This window comes from Wolbachia endosymbiont (group A) of Trypoxylon clavicerum (assembly GCF_947251665.1).
In the GTDB taxonomy this organism is placed as follows: domain Bacteria; phylum Pseudomonadota; class Alphaproteobacteria; order Rickettsiales; family Anaplasmataceae; genus Wolbachia; species Wolbachia pipientis.
This window is the reverse complement of the sequence record NZ_OX366374.1, coordinates 998538-1021577: the sequence shown is the minus strand read 5'-3', so window position 1 is coordinate 1021577 and position 23040 is coordinate 998538. Positions and strand designations below refer to the sequence as shown.

The window sequence follows — 23040 nt, the reverse complement described above, 5'->3', positions numbered from 1 at the left end:
AGCCTAATAGGTAAAAAATGGAGAAACTACCATATGCAATATTACATCAAAGAGGAAAATTGGAAACAAATTTTAGAGTTCATAAAAAGCGTAAAAGGAATGCACAGCAAAGATGAAAAACGTTTAAGAATATTCATAGAGGCAGTGTGGTACATAGTGCGAAGTGGTTGCCAATGGAGACTTTTATCAAAAACTTATGGTAATTACAGGAGTATACATAAGCGATTTAAAAGATGGTGTGAAAGAGATGTCTGGAAAAAATTGCTTGAATATACTAAACAAGAGCCTGATTTAGAAGTTGCTATAATCGACGGTACGATCATCCGAGCCCATCCATGTTCATCTGGATATACAAAAAACTCCAAGGATCAAGAAGCTTTAGGGAGGAGCAAAGGTGGCTTTACAACTAAAATACATGCGCTTGTCGATGCACTTGGAAATCCACTTAAATTTACTCTGACTCCTGGTCAAAGAAATGAAATTACGCAGGCACAAGTGTTGACCGAAAGTATCTATAACTCTACTGTAGTAGCTGACAAGGGCTACGATAGCAATGCCTTTGTTACAAGTCTTGAAGACAAGGGATGTACAGTAGTTATTCCGCCAAAACGGAATCGAAAAGTGCAAAGGTATTACGATGAGCATATCTACAAAGAACGTCATTTGATTGAGTGTTTTTTTGGTAAAATTAAAAATTTTAGGCGCATTTTTTCCAGATTTGATAAAACTGCTGAGGTTTTTATTGGTTTTCTCAATTTTGTTGGAGCTCTTGTATGGCTTCTCTAAAATTTTGTCCACAGAGCCTAGTTAATTAATATATTATAATTTTACATTCCCAATGTTTAAATTATTATTAAATTAACTGTCATTATGTATTGACCTTTTAATAATTTTGTTTGACTTGCTTTTTGAAAGTGCGAAAACTTAAATTAAGGTATTACAAGATTGTTATTCAACCAATATCTCTCTTTTCCCTGAGTAATTTGGAGCGCTGACAATACCTTCCTTTTCCATTCTTTCAACGATGTTTGCTGCTCTGTTATAGCCTATTCTAAGCTGCCTTTGAATGTAACTGGTTGAAACTTTTTGATCTCTTTGAATGATGGCCACTGCTTGGTTATAGAGGTCATTTTCTTCATCCTCTGTTTCATCACCCAATTCCGTAGAAGAATTTTCATCTTCTTTGGTGATTTCCTCCATGTAGTTTGGCTCACCTTGCATTTTCAGATGATCAACTATATCTTGTACCTCATCATCGCTCACAAATGGGCCGTGAATTCGAATAATCTTACCACCAGAAGCCATATAGAGCATATCACCCATACCAAGCAATTGTTCAGCCCCTTGTTCGCCAAGTATTGTGCGGCTATCTATCTTAGAAGTAACAGCAAAACTGATTCTTGTTGGAAAGTTTGCTTTTATCACACCTGTTATCACATCCACAGATGGGCGTTGTGTTGCCATTATGATGTGTATTCCTGCAGCACGAGCCATCTGAGCTAAGCGTTGAATAGAGCACTCTATTTCTTTGCCGGCAACAAGCATCAAATCTGCCATTTCATCCACGATCACTACAATATACGGAAATGTTTCCATCTTGATTGGTATTTTTTCAAACAGAGGTTTGCCTGTTGTTGAGTTAAAGCCAATCTGCACAACGCGCTCCAATTCTATTCCACTATTCATCGCTTCTGTGATTTTTTGATTATAGTTTATAACATTGCGTACATTCAAATACGACATCATGCGATAGCGGTTTTCCATTTCTTTCACTATCCACTTAAGAGCAATTACAGCCTTTTTTGGCTCTGTTACCACTGGCGTTATTAGATGTGGTATTGCATCATATATTGAAAGCTCAAGCATTTTTGGGTCGATCATTATCATCTTGCATTCATCAGGACTTAATCGATAAACGAGCGACAGAATCATAGTGTTAATCGCAACTGATTTACCAGACCCTGTGGTTCCAGCAACGAGCAAGTGAGGCATTTTAGTTAGATCTGCAATAACTGGTTTTCCACTTATTTCTTTGCCAAGCGCAATTGGAAGATTTAAGTTTGCATTTTGGTATTCTGGTGATTCAAGCAAATCACGCAGCATTACAATTTCCCGTTCCTTGTTCGGCAACTCTATTCCCATAGCATTTTGCCCACGAATTATTGAAATACGTGCAGAGAGTGCACTCATCGAACGTGCAATGTCATCTGCAAGGCCAATTACTCTTGCAGATTTCGTACCAGCTTGTGGTTCAAGTTTGTATAAAGTCACAACCGGCCCATAGCATACACTGATAATTTTTCCTTGCACGCCAAAATCACTCAGGACTTGTTCCAGCAGAGATAAATTTTTATTGCTCTCCATTTCATTCAGCTGTTTTCTCTGCAAAGACTCCTCTGCTTTGGAAAGTAAATGAATGCTTGGAAATTCGAACTCACTGGAAGGTTTAAAAATCTCCTCAGTGGCTTTTTCCTGTCTTTTTCTTGGTTGCTGTTTAGTGGTGATTTGAGTTCTATGTTTTTCTTCTACTACTAATGGTGCAACTGAATATTCAGCAGTTTTACGCGATCTGAAGAATAGAACATTTACAAATAAGCAAGCTATTTTTTTGAATAGGAAAAATATAGAGTAAGTTGTTCTCTTCCAACCAACCAATCCTACAAGACCTATTGATGTTACTATCACAAATACATAAAACGGACAGTGATTAACGAGTACATTCCCTATTATTCCACTGTGTCTGTACCTTGCAGTGACGCCTAGCGAAAGTTGTGGTAATATAGCACATACCCCTAAATTGATTAATATTAAATAGAGAATTTTCAGCAGCCTTTTTAATGGCCTGAAGATCAACAAGTAAACTATGGTTGTAGCTATTGTAACACTAGTTAATCCGAGAAATTGAACCAATATATCAGCTAAATATGAACCTACTATTCCACCTAAATTTGTCACTTCCTCATTTGTAGCCGTGTTTAAGGAAGGATCTTTATAGTTATAGCTAAAAACTGATATATATATATATATTAAAAGGGATAGATATATTGCTGATTTTAGATATTTTTTTAACATCTACCTAAAGTAGTAAGCTACTGTATATTTTACAAAGTGAATTGTTATTAGCAATATCATTATAGATAAATCTAATCCGTTGAACGGTGGTATATATCTTCTAATAATCTTTAGTGGTGGATATGTCAATTGGTTCAAGATGTGCATTATGCTACTGACAGTTTCATTATATATGTTCACCATATTAAGTTTAACCAGCCAGTTTAGGACAACCCAACATATTAGAATGAAGCTATAAAGATCAAGTAACGTATTGAGTAGATATATGATTGGATGCATACATATCTATTACACGAAAGTTATATAAAAGACAAGTATTTAGCCTTTTCAAACTCAAAATGTTGTTTTTGCTGAACCAAAAAAACTTCATTTTTTGAGCTGCGCAAAGCCACCTAAAGTAGAGAATGGACAAGGAAGGAGGGGTGTATAATATATATTAATGTTGATATTTATTTCTTATAAATATCATCTCTATGTCCTATCTCTGTGATAGTTACTATATGATCTAATTGATTTACTCTGTAAATTACACAATAGTCACCAACTCTTAGCCTTCTACGTCCTTTTAAGTTATGATGTAGTGGTTCACCAAAATTTATTGGGTAACTGTAAGACGTTCTTTTATAGCCTTTTGAACTCTTAGCCTTATTGTCTTTGGAAGGTTTGGTAAATCTTTTTCAACAACACTCTTTAGAGACTTAACCTTGTAACGCTCTAATCCCACTTAATATCTTCAAAATCAACTGTTTCTGCACCTTCAACATCACGCTCATCAGAAATTTTAGATACTAAAAAATCCTCCATTTCAAGCTCAACTGCTTCTCTAAATAGTTTTCCTGCTAATTCTTGAACGGGCTGTTTAGTAAATTCAGATAATTCAGCAAGATGCTTTAAAGTTTCTTCGCTAAGAGCTATGTTAATGCCTGAATTTGCCATATGTTTTACCAAAATCCACTAATAATTATACAACATTTTTTTTAATTTTTCAATAAAGAAAGGAAGGAGGGCTGTATAAAAATATATTTAATGTTTATCAAGTAGCCTTCTCATAAATGGTGTCTCTATGTCCTGCTGTAGCAACAAACACCTTATGTTTTGCAATATTTACAGTATAAATAATTCGATAATCACTAACCCTTATTCTTCTATACCCTTTTAGCCTGCCACGTAATGGTTTACCAAATTTAATTGGATCAGTTGTAAGCCGCTCGTTTATCGCTTTTGTAATCCTTGATCTTATTGTTTTTGGAAGATTTAGAAAATCTCTTTCAGTAAAGTTTTTTGAGTAGACAATATCGTATTTCAGTTTATGTCCTCTCCCTTTCAGATAGTACTGTGTTCCAGTCTACATCCTCACATTCCTTAATAGTTTTATATAACGCAATATCTTCTACTTCGCACTCGATTCCTTCGATGACTAACCTTTTTGCTAGTTCTTGAACGGATTCCTTGGTGATTTCAGCTAACTTAGTAAGGTTATGTGAAGTTTTTGGGTCAAAAGTTATACTAATTCCTGAATCTGTCATATGTTTTACCAAAGTCTACTAATAATTATACAACATTTTTCTGAATTTTTCAATAAAGGAAGTTGATGATATGTAAGAAAAATTTTGCCACCTGCGTTAATAAATAATTAAAGATTTAGCATATTTATCTACCCTCTATCCTATTACTTAAGTTAGACCACTTTTTTCTATTAATATTTTTTGTTTATAAAGATGAGCAGTTACTCATCACGCAGTTGATCTATGGATATAATACTACCGTTTGATATTTTTTCAGTACATTTTTCACTTTTGTATTCTTTATCAGAGTCGATACTGATTTTGTCAAATATTAAAACATCTCCTGAAATTTTATCACGAAACTCACTAATAGCAAAAAACGGTATAGTAATTCGCTCTTGTTTTCCTTGAAAACTCAAACTGACGCTAAATTTATCCTCAGAAACTTTTAAATCATAGAATTGATGCTGTAATATAATAAGCATTTGAGTAGGGTATGACTTTTTCAAACGATCTGGCATGGTCACACCATTAAAATATGTGAAAAATAATATTTCTAAGTGAGGGATAAAACCATTACCTGATATAACATCTAAAGTCTTTTTGATAACTTGAAACTTAGCAGAATTAAGCAGTTTTTTGTAATCTGTTTGCTCCATATAACTTTCACATACGTAAATTTTGGGGGAACTTCTGTTACCCGGCGTTCCCTAAACCGTGCTTTAGTAATAAACCGGTTGTGCTAAATTAAGCAGCAACACGATATTCTTCAGCAGCAAAATTATCGTTTGCATTTAAATTATGAACTCTTAGCGGTGGTGTCTAACCGAGCAAAGCTACCATCTTTACTATGCATGTCGATCCTTAATCGCCCCCGTATAATTAAAAAACATGGTGGAGGCGCCGAGTACTGCCCTCGGGTCCAATACACCTATTACAAGGTAATTTTATTGCTATAGTACACAAAATGTACATAGCTATTATATAGCAACATTAAATAAATGTCAAGATATTATGACCTTAAGTTGATTTATTGCTAAAACAAAATTAAGATTTCCAGTAAAAAATTCTGTGCTCTTAACCTGACACATATGGATTTTTGAATACTTCCAATGAACATATTTATAAATAAATATTTACTCTTCTTTTTTATTGTTTTTAGGTTTTTCTTGATCAACTATTTCTCCACCGATCTCTTTTATTTTTAGTATCAACGACTCTGGTACATACATGTCAATTACTTCTTCTGCTGTCACAAATAAAGCCTGATAAGAGTGTGAATTTATTATCCAATTAGGCAATATGTCTTCTGCTTCTATTTTATACTCTCCCTCTTTTTTGTCATATACTGTGTAGCAATATAAGTGCACAGCAAAAAATAATACATAAGAGAGCAATATTCCTTTAAGCACTCCGAGAAAGATTCCAGTAACTCTATCAATAAACCCCAATCTTATGGGCGATAATATGTACATTAGCCAGTTATTTATTATCATCAATATAAGATTAAGTATAATAAATACAGAAATTGTAGAGAGTATGTTTAACGTAACTTTAGAATCAAAATATTTACTATAATTTAGAGTGAAAAAATCATAGTGATTAGCTGTCAGAAAAACTGATAAAAATAGAAACATTAGTGCGCATAGCTCTTTTATGAAGCCTCTAGTTACCGAGATTATTACACATAGAACAACAATGAAGATAATTAGACTATCGAAAAGCATATTTTATATCTGTATGGTTTTCAAGATATAATAGTTATAAATAACGAGGTTGTAAAATTAATTGTATTTATGCTGCATCAGTTGATCTAAATACCTAGCGATCATGTCAATTTCTAAATTCAGATAATCATCTACTTTGTTGTACTGAAAAGTTGTATTTTCCCATGTATAGGGAGTGATATTTACTGTAAATTCCTGATTAATAACTGAATTCACTGTGAGGGAAACCCCATCTAGTGTAACGGAGCTTTTTTTTGCAACAAATTTAATTAATTCTTGTGGGCACGATAGTTTGATTTCATGAGAATCTAAACTTTGATTAATTGTTAAAATTTTTACTATCCCATCAACATGACCCTGAACCAGGTGGCCATCGATCTTATCGCTTAATCTCATTGCTTGTTCGAGATTTATTTTTTTTCCTATTCTCCACGTATTTAAGTTAGCAACCTTCATAGTTTCTTGAGATGCTTGGACTGTAAATGTATCGCTCATTATATCAACAACAGTTAAACACACACCAGAGCAAGCTATTGAATCTCCTTTATTTATAGAGGATAAATTTTGTGTCTTGATATGGAAAATTTGATCAGAGTTGGAGTGAGTGGTAGTATCAGTTATAGTCCCGATATCCGTGATAATTCCTTTAAACATATGGTGAAAATAAATAATTTTACCATGAAAAATTTTTTACAACAACTTATTTCTATTTTGTTATAGTTAAAGTAATTCTGGTTTACCGACAATTTAAAAAACGACAAATTCGTCATCCCGCTACGTGTTAGCGGGATCTAGAGATACCGCGAATGAATCGCGGTATGACGCAGGAAAACTGAGTCTGCACTAGCTATAGGTGCGAGAAAGGGGATCGTTTTCACTTACTTGCTTAATAGATTCTATAGAATATTCAGAATATATAAAGCGAGCTAAATTCAAAATACACAGCGCGATTAATATTGGCAACCCTATGTTCAATGCTAACCCAATACTTTCCCTTTTTTCTGGTGGCACTAATCCTTTTAACATTGACACTTTTCCTAATGGAAAATGCCATAAGCAAAGTGTTGATGCAGATGCTACTATTATAAATAGACAAAAATAAGCCTTTTTTGAGGAAAATACAGTTTTTAACGGTGATTTGAGTGTAATGTTAGTAGGTGTGGCTTCATTTGTTGCTGGTGAAGGATCTTTAATTGGTAAAGGGTTTGTAGATTTATGAGGAGTATTTTTATGTTGCGTAGGAGGTTGTTGTATGTAAACACCTGAAACTAATTTGAGCAATTGCTCTTTTTTTTTATATACTTGCTTTTGTAGATACTCTTTTGGAAAAGAAGACTTGCCAGCTAGTTGTGGTATTTCTAATACTTCTAATATCTCACCTGACTCTAATATTTCATGTAATTGTTTATCTTGAAAATAAATAATATTGAATATTGAGTTAAAAACATTGCGAAATGTTTCTGGATCTTGATCTTTGTATCCATTTATCACTTCAATAAATATTTCATCGAGTTTTTTTCCCCTGCGCTCAATCTGGTTATCTATCATAAGACCTGCTGCGAATCAAGCGATAAAAAAAAGGAAAGGAGGGTGAATAAAATCAAGGTTAACTAAAAGGCGTGCTTAAGATTTACAATACCAGCAATAATATTGAACCTCAAGTTATATTTTTTCTGAAAATTGCGATAAACATTCGACATAATCTTAAATATCTTTATCTCTCGGATCTTATTTTCTACTCTCATTCTAAATGATGCTAACCTTCTATTATGCTCTTTCTGCTCTGGAGTTAATGGCTTTTTACGATACTTTTTATATGGAATTATAACATTGCTTTGCAATTTTTGCCAACCTTGATATCCAGAATCAGCATGTTTTATGCTATCAAGTGGTAAATATTTTTCTTGTTTCCTTATGCGAAAATCACTAATTCTACCACGGTATGACTTTGACACTGATAAAATTCTTCCTCCTTCTTCGATAATAATCTCAGTTTTCATAGTGTTGGTTCTTTTTTTTCCTGAATATGATTTCTTCCGTTTTTTACTATCTTCTGGCCTCTGTATTTGCTGTTCTGTAACATCAGCCAAAATCTTCAGTATTTTTTCTGGCGTCATACTTCTATCTTTTGTTATAGTCACTTTTTTGGCGAGTAATGGCTCTATTCTCTTAAGTAACCTACATACATTTGCGTTGTGCACATTGAATAGGCATCCTAAAAATCTATGTGTTATGTAAGTGCGATAGTACAAAATTACGCAAAACAACTTATCTTCCAGAGTTGGTAGTTTTGATCTTCTACCATGACACTTTTTCTGTTTTTCAAGTTTTTTCCATCCAGACCTCACTTTTTCTACTACTTTTTCGAACTCCTCTATACTTAAACCTGTTATATTACGAAAGTTTCTTGGGTGTTTTTTCATATTATAGTAACTAAAGCTCATTTTTTTTCCTTACTTGATCTGCTTATTCTTCTTCTACCCCTCTCACATCATTTTTTCAATCACCTTTTGCAGCAGGTCTATAGCTACTCTAGCATCATTTCGTGCTTGTTTTATGGTAGGTTGTTTTTCTTCTTCTGGTAGTTCTTGAGCTTGCTTTTTCGATTTTTTTCTATTAGCTTTAAAATACTCTGTGTGCGAAGTAGTTTGACCGAAATCAGAAATAAGCGTTGTGACGTCTTCTATTCTTCTTTCATCGATTCCATCTTTTTGTGTTACCTTGTCCTGTTTTGCCTCTTGAAGTGTTGGGTGGTAAGTCAAAGCCCTCTGGTTTCGTATGGACAGTTTTGGTGGCTGTTGCAAGAAGAATTGTATTGTATTAAAAAAATTGGGTAGCCGAAAAAAAGATCCAAACCAAAAAAAATTGTCACGCATTGCAGCAACAACTATTGGAACCCGCATCACTTGCTTTTTACTACTTGTTAAATTATAGCCAAACAGGCCTGTAACTGGTACGATTTGTCTATTTTGTGCGTTTTTTTGGTTAGTCTCACTCTGTTCTTTTTTGTCTTGATTTTCAGTTTTTTCTGCATGTTGTAGCTTTTCATTTAGAAATAACTCGATTTGGTGCAAATTATCCAGGTTAATGTCTTTAGCATCTGTTTGTAGTGTTATTGTTACTCCTTGTAAGAGAATTTGAGATGGAGCATTATTTATGAATTCTTCTACAGTTTTATAACTGTTAGTTTTACAGTGGTTATTATATAATTCACTGCTTTCTTTCGGCACTTTCATGTTGACTGTAAAATTTTTTTCCTGAGGAAGGCAGATTTTGAAAAAATCAATTAAAGGGTTTATTCTAAATAATCTTATATTAAAGGTGTCTTTATCTGTTGCTGTTAGCTCAAATGAAAATTTTTGTATATTGCTTTCAATACTTCTCGAGCGAATAGTACTGATCTTAATTGTTTCGCTAGGCTCTGTGGACAAAAAATATGAAAAGAGAGAAAAAGATGGTAGTTTAGCCTAATAGGTAAAAAATGGAGAAACTACCATATGCAATATTACATCAAAGAGGAAAATTGGAAACAAATTTTAGAGTTCATAAAAAGCGTAAAAGGAATGCACAGCAAAGATGAAAAACGTTTAAGAATATTCATAGAGGCAGTGTGGTACATAGTGCGAAGTGGTTGCCAATGGAGACTTTTACCAAAAACTTATGGTAATTACAGGAGTATACATAAGCGATTTAAAAGATGGTGTGAAAGAGATGTCTGGAAAAAATTGCTTGAATATACTAAACAAGAGCCTGATTTAGAAGTTGCTATAATCGACGGTACGATCATCCGAGCCCATCCATGTTCATCTGGATATACAAAAAACTCCAAGGATCAAGAAGCTTTAGGGAGGAGCAAAGGTGGCTTTACAACTAAAATACATGCGCTTGTCGATGCACTTGGAAATCCACTTAAATTTACTCTGACTCCTGGTCAAAGAAATGAAATTACGCAGGCACAAGTGTTGACCGAAAGTATCTATAACTCTACTGTAGTAGCTGACAAGGGCTACGATAGCAATGCCTTTGTTACAAGTCTTGAAGACAAGGGATGTACAGTAGTTATTCCGCCAAAACGGAATCGAAAAGTGCAAAGGTATTACGATGAGCATATCTACAAAGAACGTCATTTGATTGAGTGTTTTTTTGGTAAAATTAGAAATTTTAGGCGCATTTTTTCCAGATTTGATAAAACTGCTGAGGTTTTTATTGGTTTTCTCAATTTTGTTGGAGCTCTTGTATGGCTTCTCTAAAATTTTGTCCACAGAGCCTAGAGATACCGCGAATGAATCGCAGTATGACGTAGAGTTAGCGTTAGCCATAACACAACACTTTTATACTTACCAACTCAGTATCCAACCTGGATCCCAGTGTCTGGGCACTGGGATGACAGGAGAAGGAGGCTACTTAGATGACAGGAAGAGAAGGCTACTTGGATGGCAGGGAGGGGCTACTTGAATGACGGTTCTTATCGTCGGTAAACTTAGAGCTATAATAACTATTTGCCTTTTTTCTGCTTAGGTTATGCAAGAAGTCTACTGTCTGAGAAAAAGTAGATAAAGGGTGAAGAAAGATAGAAGTGTTTAGATAGCTCAAAAAGAACGTTAAGTCATGCTTTTTATTTATATTGACAGCGTATATGACATCGTTTACGATTAAAGTTAATAACAATAATTTATATTTATCATGTTTGCAGTAATTGAGACTGGTGGAAAGCAATATTTAGTAAAAGAAGGTAGTATAATAAAGGTAGAGAAGTTAGAAGCTGAAGAAAAAAAAGAGGTGGAAATCAATCAGGTGATTTGTATTTCAAATAATGGCTTATCTTATTCATCTAATGCTACTGTTAAAGCTGAAGTGTTGGAGCAGTGCAGGGGGGAAAAAATTATAATCTTTAAGAAGAAAAGAAGAAAAAATTACCGTAGGAAAACTGGTCATAGGCAGTATATAACTGTTCTTCGTATAAATGAAATTAGTCTTCAAAAGTAAGAGGTAAGATATGGCAACTAAAAAATCAGGTGGTAGTTCCTGTAATGGTAGAGATTCAGCGGGTCGTAGGTTAGAAATAAAGAAGAATGGGAAGGTTATTCCTGGTAACATAATTGTGCGCCAAAGAGGCACAAAATTCCATCCTGGGAAGAATGTTGGTATAGGTAAAGATCATACGATTTTTGCTAAAGTAGAAGGCTGGGTCAGTTTTAGAAGGTCAGCAAATAAAAAGACTTTTATTGATATCGTGCCTACAGATAATATGAAAGCTTCAGCTTGAATAAATCATGGGTCTGTAGCTCAGGTGGTTAGAGCGCACGCCTGATAAGCGTGAGGTCGGAGGTTCAACTCTTCCCAGACCCACCATTTAGTAGTTACTAACTGTGTTTTCTATAGCGGTTTTGATATTGTATAAGCAAAAACATGAGTTTGTATAAAAATTTAGTAACCAGTGAATCAGTTGCGGCTGGTCATCCAGATAAAGTAGCAGATCAAATTTCAGATGCAATACTTGATAAATACCTTTTTACTGATCCTTTTGCGCGAGCTGCAATAGAGACTTTAGTCACCAAAGATAACGTTATTATAGCTGGGGAAGTGTTTGGGCCTAACATTAAGAATAGCAAGATTAAAAGTATTGTACGGAATACAATAAAAGATATTGGTTATGAGCATGATGGTTTCCACTGGAAAAAAGTGAAGGTAAATATATTGCTGCATGAGCAATCAAATGACATTGCAATAGGGTTGGATCAAGGTGCTGGGGATCAGGGCATAATGTATGGCTATGCAACAATAGAGACAGAAAACCTTATGCCGGCACCCATTTTTTATGCACACTCGATTCTGAAAAATATCATGAGTGCAGTTAAAGAAGCAAAACTTGGTCCAGATGCAAAGTCACAAATCACTTTGGCATATGAGAATAACCTTCCAGTACGTGCTGAAAGTATTATTGTCTCAATACAGCACCCTGAGGATTTGGATCAATCAAAAGTAAAAGAAATAATTTACCCTTACATAGTTTCATCTTTACCTGAAGGATGGATGTGTTCTGAGGAAAATCTCTTAGTCAATCCAACTGGTAGATTTGTTATTGGTGGACCAGTTGGTGACTGTGGATTAACCGGACGAAAAATTATGGTTGATACTTATGGAGGTTATATTCCACACGGTGGAGGGGCATTTTCCGGAAAAGATGCAACTAAAGTTGATAGATCTGCGGCTTATATGGCAAGATACCTTGCTAAAAATATTGTCTTTGCAGGTTTGGCTGAACGTTGTCTTGTGCAGCTTTCTTATGCAATTGGTGTATCAAAACCTACTTCATTCTATATTGATACATTTGGTGCGAATAAGGTAGAGGAAAGAGTAATTAAAAAGTTTATCGAGAATAATATAGATTTATCAACAAAAGGCATAATCAAGCATTTATCGCTTAATTGCCCTATATATAAACGTACAGCCTGTTATGGACATTTTGGTAAAGAGTCAAAAAGTGACGGTGGATTTTCTTGGGAAAGCATAAACTTGTCTGCTGATCTTCGTAGAGAATTCAATATAGAAGGTAATAGTAAAATTTCTTTAGATTGCTAAAATTTTTGATTTACAGCCCCATATTTATATACTAGCTTATTGTTAAAGCATAGCACGCTTTTTCATAATAATTATACCATATTAGTAATAATTTTTATATTCAATTTTTATTGTGAGGCTTATAAAGTGTATAACGAAATAGAAGGAGAACTGTACAACGTAATTGTAAAAGAGTTTTCTGATCTTATTGATAAAATAAAAGAACACCCTTTTAATGTTGAATTGATAAATAATACATTAGATTATGAAAAATTCAAATTCTACCTTCAGCAGTATTTTCTGTATTGTATAGATTGCGCTCGTGCTTTTTTAATTGTTGCAGCTAGAGTTGATGATATTGAAATGATGAGTAGTTTAATCAATTTGGCACAAGGAGCATTTTATGTTCGAGAACAGTATAAAAAATATTTTGAAGATTGTGATCTATCTGATGATCACAAAAAGTCAAGAGCTTGTTCTGCCTTTACTGACTTTTTCATGAGTGCCGCATATCACAATTCTGTTAATGAAGCTTTAGTAGCATCTTATTCTTGCTTTAACATATACCAAATCGTTGTACGCTATATGGTAAATGAGATAACAACTAAAGGGGTTAAAAATAACAAATACAAAGAGTGGATCAACATTTATAGTAGCGAAACAGTAAATGCTGTAATTGATGAGGTTACTGATATTACAAATAAGCTATATAAAAAAGCTAGTGACTGTGAAAAAAAGAGGATGTATGAGTTTTTTAAGAAAGGGCTGGAATTAGAAATAATGTTTTGGGATGAGGCATATTACTCTAATATATCTAGCAAAGAATATTAGCAGCGGATTATTTACGTTAACTTGATCTTTTATCGGTAACTACAATGTTCAGTGGCATAATTAGGAGCTGTTACGGGTCAAATCTTTTAAAGGATATAATTGAGCATCCTTTTAATGTTGAGTTAGCGAATAATACCCTAAATATAGAGAACTTCAAGTTCTATGCTCAACAAAAGACGTTGTTCTTAGATGATTATATTCGTACCACCTTAATTACTGCATCCAGAATGGAAGATTATAGTAGTATTATCTCGCTTGCTGAAGTAGCCCAAAGAGTAGTGACTGTTAATAGAATGCTATATGACTACTACTTTACTATGTACGGTATAAGTCGTGGAAAGAAATCTCTTGAGTGTTTTAATTTCACTAATTTCCTTTTATCCATCTCGTATAGTAATACCTATGAGGCTATGACGGTTTTGTATTCTTGCATGTTTATATACGAGACTGTCGTTGATAACATGAAAAATAGATTCAAGAAAAATAATAGATATAGGGATTGGTTTGATTTTTGTTACAGTGATTCAGTAAAGTCTGGATGCATTATTTTAGAAAATATTGTTGATGGATATTGCAGCAAAGCAAGAGAAAATGAAAAGAGCAGAATGCTTGAGTTGTTTAGAATAACTGCACAATTTGTGTTAGATTTTTTGAACGGTGCACATAATTTTTCAAGATTCAATCAATTTCCTAAGGAACATTGACAATTTTAAGCTAATTTGTATCCTTAATAAGTATTTTTTAAAATGCTATGAAAAGTAAAGAACATGATTTTCATTTAGTGGATCCAAGCCCTTGGCCAATTGCTGTATCAGCAGCAATTCTTATTCTTGCACTTGGATTAGTTGGCGCGCTTCATAAACAAATTGTCGGAATGTTTTGTTTAGTTTTGGGAATCTCCGCAGTATCAGGGGTGCTGTTTTATTGGTGGAGAGATGTAATAAGGGAGGCCATTTATGACAAATGTCACACTGCCATTGTAAAACATGGACTCAAATTTGCAATGTACTTATTTATTCTCTCGGAGGTCGTATTTTTTATAGTGTTCTTTTGTTCATTCTTTAAAGCATGGCTTGATCCAGTTTTTTTATTTGAGGCGTTTTCTCCTGCAAAAAAAGTTGCATGGCCCCCTGAGGGAATTTTGCCACCTGATCCGTGGTCACTACCGTTCATGAATACGTTAATATTATTGCTTTCTGGTACAACAATTACTTGGGCAAATCACTCTTTACTTAAAAATGATAAAAAGAGCATGATTAAAATGCTGTCCATAACTATATTGCTTGGAGTTTTTTTTATAATAGTGCAAGCAATAGAGTATCATGAAGCGAGTTTTTCTCTACAAGAAACAGGAGAAAAGCTTATTTATACATCCAATTTTTATATGATTACCGGTTTTCACTGCGCACACGTTATAATAGGAATAATATTTTTATCAGTGTGTTTATTTAGAGCACGGAAAGGCCAATTTACACTTCAGGACCATTTGTGCTTTGAGTTTGCCTCCTGGTATTGGCACTTTGTAGATGTAGTCTGGATATTTTTATTTTTGTTTGTCTATTGGTTAAGCGTTTATTAAGTGGTTAAAATAATAGGTCTAGATCCAGGAATAAGCAAGACTGGGTGGGCCATTATCAGCCTGAACGAAAAAAATAATATTGAATTTTTGGGCGGCGGTACCATATCAACTGATGGTAAATTGGGTACAGGTGAACGCCTACATATAATTTTTGAACAATTAAAGAAAGTAATTTCCCTATACTCTCCTAATGAAGCTGCAGTGGAGAAAATTTTTGTTAATAAAAATCCTAAATCTTCACTAACTTTAGGATATGCAAGAGGGGTTGTAATTTTAGCGTTAAAAATAACAAAGCTAACTATGAATGAATATGATGCAAACTATGTAAAAAAAAGCATTACCGGAAATGGCCATGCTGATAAGGATCAGATTATATTTATGGTGAAGCAAATAGTTAAAAATTTGAGTATAAAATGCCACCATGCTGCTGACGCTCTTGCTGTAGCAATTTGTCATGCTTATACGAAAGGTTCTTGTTTTGTTGAGTAACTTTTATATGGGATTCAGTTTGAAGATTTCCAGATCTGGAAAAACTATTTGATTGTATTTATCTTGTCTAACGTTCGTTGCAAAATAATACATGCGGAGATTTTATCATCTATTTTTTTCGATTTTGTGATTGATATTCCAGTAATTTTTAGTGTATGAGTTGCGATAGATGTTGAGAAGCTTTCGTCTTGTAAGTATATATTTACTTTATATTTTTTTATTATTTTATTTGCAAATTGGATTATAGTTTTACACCATTTAGTTTCTTGCTCGTCCATTTTTAATGGTAGTCCTATTACCATTGATCCAGATTCATTTTCTTTGAATATTCTATGCAGATAACCTAAATCTTTGCTCATATTTTTTCTGTGATATATGCTATGAGCTGTGGCTATGAGCTGTGTTTTATCGCTAAATGCTATGCCTATTTGCTTTTCTCCCATGTCAAGGCACATTATGCGCTTATCTTTTGGAATAGACTTTAGAAACTCATCTGGATTTCTATGTAGCATCTATTAGACTTCCTTTAAAGTGACCTTACCAAAAAAGTGGAGAGAAAGTTAAGAAAATTTTTTACAAAAAGAATAATGAATCAAATTGCTCAGGAATGCAATAGACTTCTTGCATAACCCAAACTAAGTAGAAAAAGGTATCATCTAAGTAGCTGACACTGGTTTCCATCCAAAAGGGCAGTGCCCCTATGATGTCATTCCAGTGCTTGACACTGGAATCCAGACTTTAATTGTTATACTTGTAAATAAGTCTGGAACGTTCATCTCAAAATGCAGTATTTTTGTTGAAATAGCTCAACTGGATTCCAGCGTCACGCGCTGGAATGACACCTTTGTGTTTGCATAGCTGTACGAACATTGTGATTTGAGAGCAATCTCCACAAGGGAGGATGTCATTCCAGTGCCCAGACACTGGAATCCAGGAAAAAGAATGGTGTCATCCAAGTAGCTGACACTGGGATCCAGAAGACTTAATTTCAACCAAGTGACTGCATAATAAAGGCTGGATCCCAGTGCTTGGCACTGGAATGACAGCAATCCTACGTCATACCGCGATTCATTCGCGGTATCTCGGCCGCTAACAAGTAGCGGGATGACGGTTATCGTTTAGCTATAAATATTTAAGAAATTTACCAAATGAAAAAAAAGGCAAAAGAAGCCCTGGTCATTGTCTATTTTCTGTATTGGCGTTTTTTTAAGTCTTAAACGCTGCAATTTAGCTGCTTTTAAATGCAACTAATCTTAGCTATAAATGTTTAAGAAATTTACTAAGCAGAAAAAAAGGCAAAAGAAATCCCGTGTTAGCTAGGCTCTGTGGACAAAAAATATGAAAAGAGAGAAAAAGATGGTAGTTTAGCCTAATAGGTAAAAAATGGAGAAACTACCATATGCAATATTACATCAAAGAGGAAAATTGGAAACAAATTTTAGAGTTCATAAAAAGCGTAAAAGGAATGCACAGCAAAGATGAAAAACGTTTAAGAATATTCATAGAGGCAGTGTGGTACATAGTGCGAAGTGGTTGCCAATGGAGACTTTTACCAAAAACTTATGGTAATTACAGGAGTATACATAAGCGATTTAAAAGATGGTGTGAAAGAGATGTCTGGAAAAAATTGCTTGAATATACTAAACAAGAGCCTGATTTAGAAGTTGCTATAATCGACGGTACGATCATCCGAGCCCATCCATGTTCATCTGGATATACAAAAAACTCCAAGGATCAAGAAGCTTTAGGGAGGAGCAAAGGTGGCTTTACAACTAAAATACATGCGCTTGTCGATGCACTTGGAAATCCACTTAAATTTACTCTGACTCCTGGTCAAAGAAATGAAATTACGCAGGCACAAGTGTTGACCGAAAGTATCTATAACTCTACTGTAGTAGCTGACAAGGGCTACGATAGCAATGCCTTTGTTACAAGTCTTGAAGACAAGGGATGTACAGTAGTTATTCCGCCAAAACGGAATCGAAAAGTGCAAAGGTATTACGATGAGCATATCTACAAAGAACGTCATTTGATTGAGTGTTTTTTTGGTAAAATTAAAAATTTTAGGCGCATTTTTTCCAGATTTGATAAAACTGCTGAGGTTTTTATTGGTTTTCTCAATTTTGTTGGAGCTCTTGTATGGCTTCTCTAAAATTTTGTCCACAGAGCCTAGCCAAGCTTAACCATACTTCTAATTCTTTGTTGTTCAATTTATTTATCTTCATAAAAGGCTTGAATTTCTTATCAATTTAGTGTACCCAAGATAATGCAAATATACAGTGTTTTATGACGCATTTTGTTACAGATAAATGCATAAAATGTAAATATACGGACTGTGTGGAAGTATGTCCCGTTGACTGCTTCTATGAAGGTAAAAACATGCTCGTGATTAATCCAGATGAATGTATTGATTGCGGAGTGTGCATACCTGAGTGTCCGGTGGATGCAATTGTAACTGATGATTCCATAAAAGATATTTTAGAACTAGATGAAGAGTTGCTGAGCAGCGAACAAAAAACTTTCAAGTCATTTTACAACATAAACGTAGAATACTCACAAAAATGGCCAAATATCACAGCTAAAAAACAACCTCTCTATACTGCAGAAGAGTATAAGGAAAAAAAGGATAAAACAACTTATTTTGATGAAAATTTAGAATAATATTAACAAAGAAAAAGATCAGACTCCTTGCATAACCATATGAAAAACTAGCAACTCACTCTTCTTTGTCATTCCAGCGCGTGACGCACAATCGTACGAACATTGCAATTTGCAGGTGGCAGATGGTGTCATGCAAGTAGTTGACACTGGTTTCCATCCAAAAGGGCAGTGCCTCTATGATGTCATCCGAGTAGCCTTCTATAGACCTGCTGCGAATCAAGCGATAAAAAAAAGGAAAGGAGGGTGAATAAAATCAAGGTTAACTAAAAGGCGTGCTTAAGATTTACAATACCAGCAATAATATTGAACCTCAAGTTATATTTTTTCTGAAAATTGCGATAAACATTCGACATAATCTTAAATATCTTTATCTCTCGGATCTTATTTTCTACTCTCATTCTAAATGATGCTAACCTTCTATTATGCTCTTTCTGCTCTGGAGTTAATGGCTTTTTACGATACTTTTTATATGGAATTATAACATTGCTTTGCAATTTTTGCCAACCTTGATATCCAGAATCAGCATGTTTTATGCTATCAAGTGGTAAATATTTTTCTTGTTTCCTTATGCGAAAATCACTAATTCTACCACGGTATGACTTTGACACTGATAAAATTCTTCCTCCTTCTTCGATAATAATCTCAGTTTTCATAGTGTTGGTTCTTTTTTTTCCTGAATATGATTTCTTCCGTTTTTTACTATCTTCTGGCCTCTGTATTTGCTGTTCTGTAACATCAGCCAAAATCTTCAGTATTTTTTCTGGCGTCATACTTCTATCTTTTGTTATAGTCACTTTTTTGGCGAGTAATGGCTCTATTCTCTTAAGTAACCTACATACATTTGCGTTGTGCACATTGAATAGGCATCCTAAAAATCTATGTGTTATGTAAGTGCGATAGTACAAAATTACGCAAAACAACTTATCTTCCAGAGTTGGTAGTTTTGATCTTCTACCATGACACTTTTTCTGTTTTTCAAGTTTTTTCCATCCAGACCTCACTTTTTCTACTACTTTTTCGAACTCCTCTATACTTAAACCTGTTATATTACGAAAGTTTCTTGGGTGTTTTTTCATATTATAGTAACTAAAGCTCATTTTTTTTCCTTACTTGATCTGCTTATTCTTCTTCTACCCCTCTCACATCATTTTTTCAATCACCTTTTGCAGCAGGTCTTATGATGTCATCCCAGTCCCTGACACTGGGATCCAGAAAAAAGAATGGTGTCATTCCAGTGCCCAGACACTGGAATCCAGACTTTCCGTAAAAACGTTATATTTTAACATAACACTTTATATGCTCACCAACTTAGTGCTAATCAAAATCCTGGATCCAAGTAGTCAGGGCACTGGGATGACACCATTTGTTGTATCTTAACAAAACAAACGTTCGTACAGTTGTGCATAGGATAGAGCTATAGAATTTTTCAAAGCGTTTTTTCTATTGAAGATAAGAGCATCTTTTATATATGCTATGTAGTAAAACATAGAATGCCCATGATTCCAACTATAGCAATTTTAAGTGGTGGATTTTCTTGTGAGAGAGAAGTGTCGCTTATGAGCGGAAAAGCAGTAAAGAAAGCGCTCGATAGCCTTTCATATAATGCAATAGAAATAGATGTTGACAGCAACGTTGCTGAAAAGCTTAGAAAAATTAATCCTGAGCTTGCTTTTATTGCTCTGCATGGACCTTATGGTGAAGATGGCTGCATTCAAGGTTTATTGGAGATTTTAGGTATAAAATATACACACTCAGGAGTTATGGCTTCTGCTGTTGCTATGAATAAAGTGATGTCAAAGCATATATTTCGGTCCCTTAGTATTGATACTCCAAAAGGTTATGTAATTAGCCGAGAAGATGTACTAAAAAATAATATTAAAATCGATTATCCGTACGTCTTAAAACCAATTAATGAAGGTTCAAGTATTGGAGTGTACATAATTTTCTCGCACGAGGATTACTTAGAACTGAAAGATAATAGTTCTACTATAATGGAAAAGATGATCGTAGAAGAATACATACCGGGCATAGAGTTACATACTGCTGTATTGCTGGATGAAGCAATTGGTACTATAGAAGTACGACCAAAAAATAAATTCTATGATTATGAAGCAAAGTATACAGATGGATTTGCAGAACATATATTTCCTGCTGAAATTCCTAACAATATATATAAAATGACCTTGGAACACGCACTGAAAGTTCATCAATTTTTAGGATGCAAAACTATTTCCCGCTCAGATTTCCGTTATAATCCCAAAAATAACACTTTAAAAATGCTTGAGATTAATACACATCCTGGCTTTACTGAGTTATCGTTAGTGCCAGAAATTGCAAAATTGGCAAAAGGAATCAATTTTAATGAATTAGTTAAAATTATTATTGAAGATAGTTTGCAGCACAAAAATATTAGGGATTTAAGTCATGTTGAGCAGTATTACTAGAAGCCAAAGGAGTTTTTTGCGTAAGTGTGCCTTGGTTATTATCACAGCACTTTTTCTTACGCTAATACTTTACAGCTCACTTGATAAAATAATAAATCGATTTAATTACTACTTTACTTGGTGTAATGACTGCCTATCTAGTTTATTACTCAGTAGTGGATTTTCAATCGACGAAGTAGTCGTGAGCGGCAATAAATTTACAAACAAAAAGGATATTCTAAGTTTGACAGATAGAACGCAACCTATCCTGTATATATCACTTTCAAAACTTGCCGGTAACATACAATCCGTAAGCAGGTGGATAAAACACGTAAGAGTTCACAGAATTTTGCCCAATACTCTACACATTAATATAGATGAGCATAAACCGTTTGCTCTCTGGAAAGATAATAACAAAACCTCGGTAATTGATTTTGAAGGTAAAGTGATCGTAGATGACTATCTAGTAGATGATCTTGTTGTAATTACAGGACAAAACTCGTTATCAAACCTAGAATTTGTTAGAGATGTGTTGGAGAGTAAAACTCAATTAAGAGACCACATTTCTTCTTTTGCTTATATAGGGAATAGAAGATGGAATATCATACTTGATAACGATTCCACAGTAAAACTGCCTGAAGATAACCCTTATAGTGCATGGGACTATTTAAACCACTTACACAATACAACTGATTTTACTTTCAGCGATTGGAGTATTATTGATATGCGTATTACTGATAAAATCTTTGTGAAGAGGTGATCTGCTGTCATCCAAGCAGCGGGATACTTAACCGTCATACCGCGATTCATTCGCGGTATTCAGCCGTTAACAAGCAGCGGAATGACAGCAATCCTAGGCTCTGTGGACAAAATTTTAGAGAAGCCATACAAGAGCTCCAACAAAATTGAGAAAACCAATAAAAACCTCAGCAGTTTTATCAAATCTGGAAAAAATGCGCCTAAAATTTTTAATTTTACCAAAAAAACACTCAATCAAATGACGTTCTTTGTAGATATGCTCATCGTAATACCTTTGCACTTTTCGATTCCGTTTTGGCGGAATAACTACTGTACATCCCTTGTCTTCAAGACTTGTAACAAAGGCATTGCTATCATAGCCCTTGTCAGCTACTACAGTAGAGTTATAGATACTTTCGGTCAACACTTGTGCCTGCGTAATTTCATTTCTTTGACCAGGAGTCAGAGTAAATTTAAGTGGATTTCCAAGTGCATCGACAAGCGCATGTATTTTAGTTGTAAAGCCACCTTTGCTCCTCCCTAAAGCTTCTTGATCCTTGGAGTTTTTTGTATATCCAGATGAACATGGATGGGCTCGGATGATCGTACCGTCGATTATAGCAACTTCTAAATCAGGCTCTTGTTTAGTATATTCAAGCAATTTTTTCCAGACATCTCTTTCACACCATCTTTTAAATCGCTTATGTATACTCCTGTAATTACCATAAGTTTTTGGTAAAAGTCTCCATTGGCAACCACTTCGCACTATGTACCACACTGCCTCTATGAATATTCTTAAACGTTTTTCATCTTTGCTGTGCATTCCTTTTACGCTTTTTATGAACTCTAAAATTTGTTTCCAATTTTCCTCTTTGATGTAATATTGCATATGGTAGTTTCTCCATTTTTTACCTATTAGGCTAAACTACCATCTTTTTCTCTCTTTTCATATTTTTTGTCCACAGAGCCTACGTCATACCGCGATTCATTCACGGTATCTCTTGGCATAGATCCCGCTAACACGTAGCGGGATGACGGTTGTCAGGCTAGCTGTCATCCCAGTAGCCTCCTTTCTCCTATCATCCCAGTAGCCTCCTTCTCCTGTCATCCCAGTGCCCTCTACCTTGTCATCCCAGTGCCCAGACACTGGGATCCAGGAAAAAGAATGGTGTCATGAAAGTAGCTGACACTGATTCCTTTATGATGGTGTCATCCCAGTGTCAAGCACTGGGATGACACCCTACTAGCGGAAGTTACTCTCAAATGTTTGTTCATGTTAGCTATAAATATTAAGAAATTTACCAAATGAAAAAAAAGGCAAAAGAAGCCCCGTGGTTGGCTAATTACTTACATTATACTTTCAAGTATGGCGTTTTTTTATTCTAAACGCTTAATAACCGCGATTTAGCTGCTTTTTAATACAACTAACCTTTAGTCATAAATGTTTAAGAAAT

Annotated in this window: 27 protein-coding genes, 1 tRNA gene, 1 other RNA gene and 1 pseudogene; 14 read left to right on the top strand and 16 right to left on the bottom strand. The window is 34.5% G+C overall.

Translation table 11 applies throughout. From position 1 onward, the window contains the following. Nucleotides 1-33: 33 nt before the first annotated feature. Complete coding sequence (locus OPR60_RS05305; protein ID WP_265039650.1) at nucleotides 34-786, top strand: IS5 family transposase; 753 nt, start codon at nucleotides 34-36, stop codon at nucleotides 784-786. 162 nt (nucleotides 787-948) lie between these two features. Here the strand turns inward: OPR60_RS05305 and OPR60_RS05300 are convergent, their stop codons facing one another. The 13 genes and pseudogenes from OPR60_RS05300 to OPR60_RS05240 form a co-directional block, all read right to left on the bottom strand. Continuing rightward, nucleotides 949-3072, bottom strand: coding sequence for an FtsK/SpoIIIE family DNA translocase (locus tag OPR60_RS05300; RefSeq protein WP_065094681.1), 2124 nt, complete (start codon nucleotides 3070-3072; stop codon nucleotides 949-951). Beyond that, nucleotides 3073-3351, bottom strand: coding sequence for a YggT family protein (locus tag OPR60_RS05295; protein ID WP_006279515.1), 279 nt, complete (start codon nucleotides 3349-3351; stop codon nucleotides 3073-3075). Nucleotides 3352-3521: 170 nt separating this feature from the next. Next, nucleotides 3522-3599: a type II toxin-antitoxin system RelE family toxin gene (locus tag OPR60_RS05290; protein ID WP_245611027.1), complete on the bottom strand. Its 78-nt coding sequence runs from the start codon at nucleotides 3597-3599 to the stop codon at nucleotides 3522-3524. A 187-nt stretch (nucleotides 3600-3786) separates the two neighbouring features. Next, the gene (locus tag OPR60_RS05285; RefSeq protein WP_006279415.1) at nucleotides 3787-4008 is read right to left on the bottom strand and encodes a hypothetical protein; all 222 of its coding nucleotides are present in this window, start codon (nucleotides 4006-4008) and stop codon (nucleotides 3787-3789) included. Nucleotides 4009-4105: 97 nt separating this feature from the next. Then, nucleotides 4106-4366 (bottom strand): type II toxin-antitoxin system RelE family toxin, encoded by a 261-nt coding sequence (locus tag OPR60_RS05280; RefSeq protein ID WP_255324035.1) that lies wholly within the window; start codon nucleotides 4364-4366, stop codon nucleotides 4106-4108. A 13-nt stretch (nucleotides 4367-4379) separates the two neighbouring features. Next, nucleotides 4380-4598 carry a hypothetical protein gene (locus OPR60_RS05275; RefSeq protein ID WP_006279413.1) on the bottom strand — a complete coding sequence of 73 codons (219 nt, stop codon included), beginning with the start codon at nucleotides 4596-4598 and terminating at the stop codon, nucleotides 4380-4382. Nucleotides 4599-4798: 200 nt separating this feature from the next. After that, nucleotides 4799-5236 carry a ClpXP protease specificity-enhancing factor SspB gene (locus OPR60_RS05270; protein WP_265040165.1) on the bottom strand — a complete coding sequence of 146 codons (438 nt, stop codon included), beginning with the start codon at nucleotides 5234-5236 and terminating at the stop codon, nucleotides 4799-4801. Nucleotides 5237-5259: 23 nt separating this feature from the next. Continuing rightward, nucleotides 5260-5589: a transfer-messenger RNA gene (gene ssrA, locus OPR60_RS05265) on the bottom strand. A 124-nt stretch (nucleotides 5590-5713) separates the two neighbouring features. After that, nucleotides 5714-6304, bottom strand: coding sequence for a CvpA family protein (locus OPR60_RS05260; protein ID WP_265040164.1), 591 nt, complete (start codon nucleotides 6302-6304; stop codon nucleotides 5714-5716). A 57-nt stretch (nucleotides 6305-6361) separates the two neighbouring features. Then, a complete protein-coding gene (locus OPR60_RS05255; RefSeq protein ID WP_065094683.1) occupies nucleotides 6362-6958 on the bottom strand; it encodes a riboflavin synthase in 597 nt (198 codons plus the stop codon). Nucleotides 6959-7147: 189 nt separating this feature from the next. Then, nucleotides 7148-7852: pseudogene (locus OPR60_RS05250) on the bottom strand (hypothetical protein); the annotation flags it as partial. A 62-nt stretch (nucleotides 7853-7914) separates the two neighbouring features. Then, the gene (locus OPR60_RS05245; RefSeq protein WP_265040287.1) at nucleotides 7915-8727 is read right to left on the bottom strand and encodes a transposase; all 813 of its coding nucleotides are present in this window, start codon (nucleotides 8725-8727) and stop codon (nucleotides 7915-7917) included. Between the two features lie 63 nt (nucleotides 8728-8790). Beyond that, nucleotides 8791-9735: a hypothetical protein gene (locus tag OPR60_RS05240; protein WP_265040162.1), complete on the bottom strand. Its 945-nt coding sequence runs from the start codon at nucleotides 9733-9735 to the stop codon at nucleotides 8791-8793. A gap of 66 nt (nucleotides 9736-9801) precedes the next feature. On the opposite strand from OPR60_RS05240, the gene OPR60_RS05235 reads away from it, so the two are divergent. The 9 genes from OPR60_RS05235 to ruvC all read left to right on the top strand — a co-directional run bounded on the left by OPR60_RS05235 (nucleotide 9802) and on the right by ruvC (nucleotide 15764). Next, entirely contained in the window at nucleotides 9802-10554 is a 753-nt protein-coding gene (locus tag OPR60_RS05235) for an IS5 family transposase (protein ID WP_265039804.1), read from the top strand. 433 nt (nucleotides 10555-10987) lie between these two features. Further along, the gene (gene rplU, locus OPR60_RS05230) at nucleotides 10988-11290 is read left to right on the top strand and encodes a 50S ribosomal protein L21 (RefSeq protein WP_065094687.1); all 303 of its coding nucleotides are present in this window, start codon (nucleotides 10988-10990) and stop codon (nucleotides 11288-11290) included. Between the two features lie 10 nt (nucleotides 11291-11300). Then, on the top strand, nucleotides 11301-11570 hold the full coding sequence (gene rpmA / locus OPR60_RS05225) for a 50S ribosomal protein L27 (RefSeq protein ID WP_265040161.1): 270 nt from the start codon (nucleotides 11301-11303) through the stop codon (nucleotides 11568-11570). Between the two features lie 9 nt (nucleotides 11571-11579). Further along, a tRNA-Ile gene (locus OPR60_RS05220) sits at nucleotides 11580-11656 on the top strand. A 57-nt stretch (nucleotides 11657-11713) separates the two neighbouring features. Beyond that, nucleotides 11714-12886, top strand: a complete 1173-nt coding sequence (gene metK, locus OPR60_RS05215; RefSeq protein WP_065094688.1) for a methionine adenosyltransferase — start codon at nucleotides 11714-11716, stop codon at nucleotides 12884-12886. 126 nt (nucleotides 12887-13012) lie between these two features. Then, nucleotides 13013-13696 (top strand): TenA family protein, encoded by a 684-nt coding sequence (locus OPR60_RS05210; protein ID WP_265040158.1) that lies wholly within the window; start codon nucleotides 13013-13015, stop codon nucleotides 13694-13696. Nucleotides 13697-13740: 44 nt separating this feature from the next. After that, nucleotides 13741-14400 carry a TenA family protein gene (locus OPR60_RS05205; RefSeq protein WP_065095152.1) on the top strand — a complete coding sequence of 220 codons (660 nt, stop codon included), beginning with the start codon at nucleotides 13741-13743 and terminating at the stop codon, nucleotides 14398-14400. Nucleotides 14401-14447: 47 nt separating this feature from the next. Continuing rightward, the gene (locus OPR60_RS05200) at nucleotides 14448-15275 is read left to right on the top strand and encodes a cytochrome c oxidase subunit 3 (RefSeq protein ID WP_265040157.1); all 828 of its coding nucleotides are present in this window, start codon (nucleotides 14448-14450) and stop codon (nucleotides 15273-15275) included. After that, nucleotides 15276-15764 (top strand): crossover junction endodeoxyribonuclease RuvC, encoded by a 489-nt coding sequence (ruvC, locus tag OPR60_RS05195; protein WP_038199503.1) that lies wholly within the window; start codon nucleotides 15276-15278, stop codon nucleotides 15762-15764. Between the two features lie 44 nt (nucleotides 15765-15808). On the opposite strand, the gene ruvX is transcribed toward ruvC, so the two are convergent. Further along, nucleotides 15809-16276, bottom strand: a complete 468-nt coding sequence (ruvX, locus tag OPR60_RS05190) for a Holliday junction resolvase RuvX (protein WP_010082183.1) — start codon at nucleotides 16274-16276, stop codon at nucleotides 15809-15811. Nucleotides 16277-17163: 887 nt separating this feature from the next. Here ruvX and OPR60_RS05185 point away from each other — a divergent pair. Continuing rightward, a complete protein-coding gene (locus tag OPR60_RS05185) occupies nucleotides 17164-17916 on the top strand; it encodes an IS5 family transposase (protein WP_265039632.1) in 753 nt (250 codons plus the stop codon). Nucleotides 17917-18050: 134 nt separating this feature from the next. Beyond that, nucleotides 18051-18425 (top strand): ferredoxin family protein, encoded by a 375-nt coding sequence (locus tag OPR60_RS05180; protein ID WP_063630600.1) that lies wholly within the window; start codon nucleotides 18051-18053, stop codon nucleotides 18423-18425. 263 nt (nucleotides 18426-18688) lie between these two features. Here the strand turns inward: OPR60_RS05180 and OPR60_RS05175 are convergent, their stop codons facing one another. Next, on the bottom strand, nucleotides 18689-19501 hold the full coding sequence (locus OPR60_RS05175; protein WP_265040287.1) for a transposase: 813 nt from the start codon (nucleotides 19499-19501) through the stop codon (nucleotides 18689-18691). Nucleotides 19502-19915: 414 nt separating this feature from the next. Here OPR60_RS05175 and OPR60_RS05170 point away from each other — a divergent pair, with 414 nt between their 5' ends. After that, a complete protein-coding gene (locus OPR60_RS05170; protein ID WP_065095040.1) occupies nucleotides 19916-20869 on the top strand; it encodes a D-alanine--D-alanine ligase in 954 nt (317 codons plus the stop codon). Next, nucleotides 20850-21608, top strand: coding sequence for a cell division protein FtsQ/DivIB (locus OPR60_RS05165; RefSeq protein ID WP_265040154.1), 759 nt, complete (start codon nucleotides 20850-20852; stop codon nucleotides 21606-21608). Before OPR60_RS05170 ends, OPR60_RS05165 begins: the two co-directional genes overlap by 20 nt. 114 nt (nucleotides 21609-21722) lie before the next feature. On the opposite strand, the gene OPR60_RS05160 is transcribed toward OPR60_RS05165, so the two are convergent. Further along, on the bottom strand, nucleotides 21723-22475 hold the full coding sequence (locus OPR60_RS05160; RefSeq protein WP_265039632.1) for an IS5 family transposase: 753 nt from the start codon (nucleotides 22473-22475) through the stop codon (nucleotides 21723-21725). Nucleotides 22476-23040 lie beyond the last annotated feature (565 nt).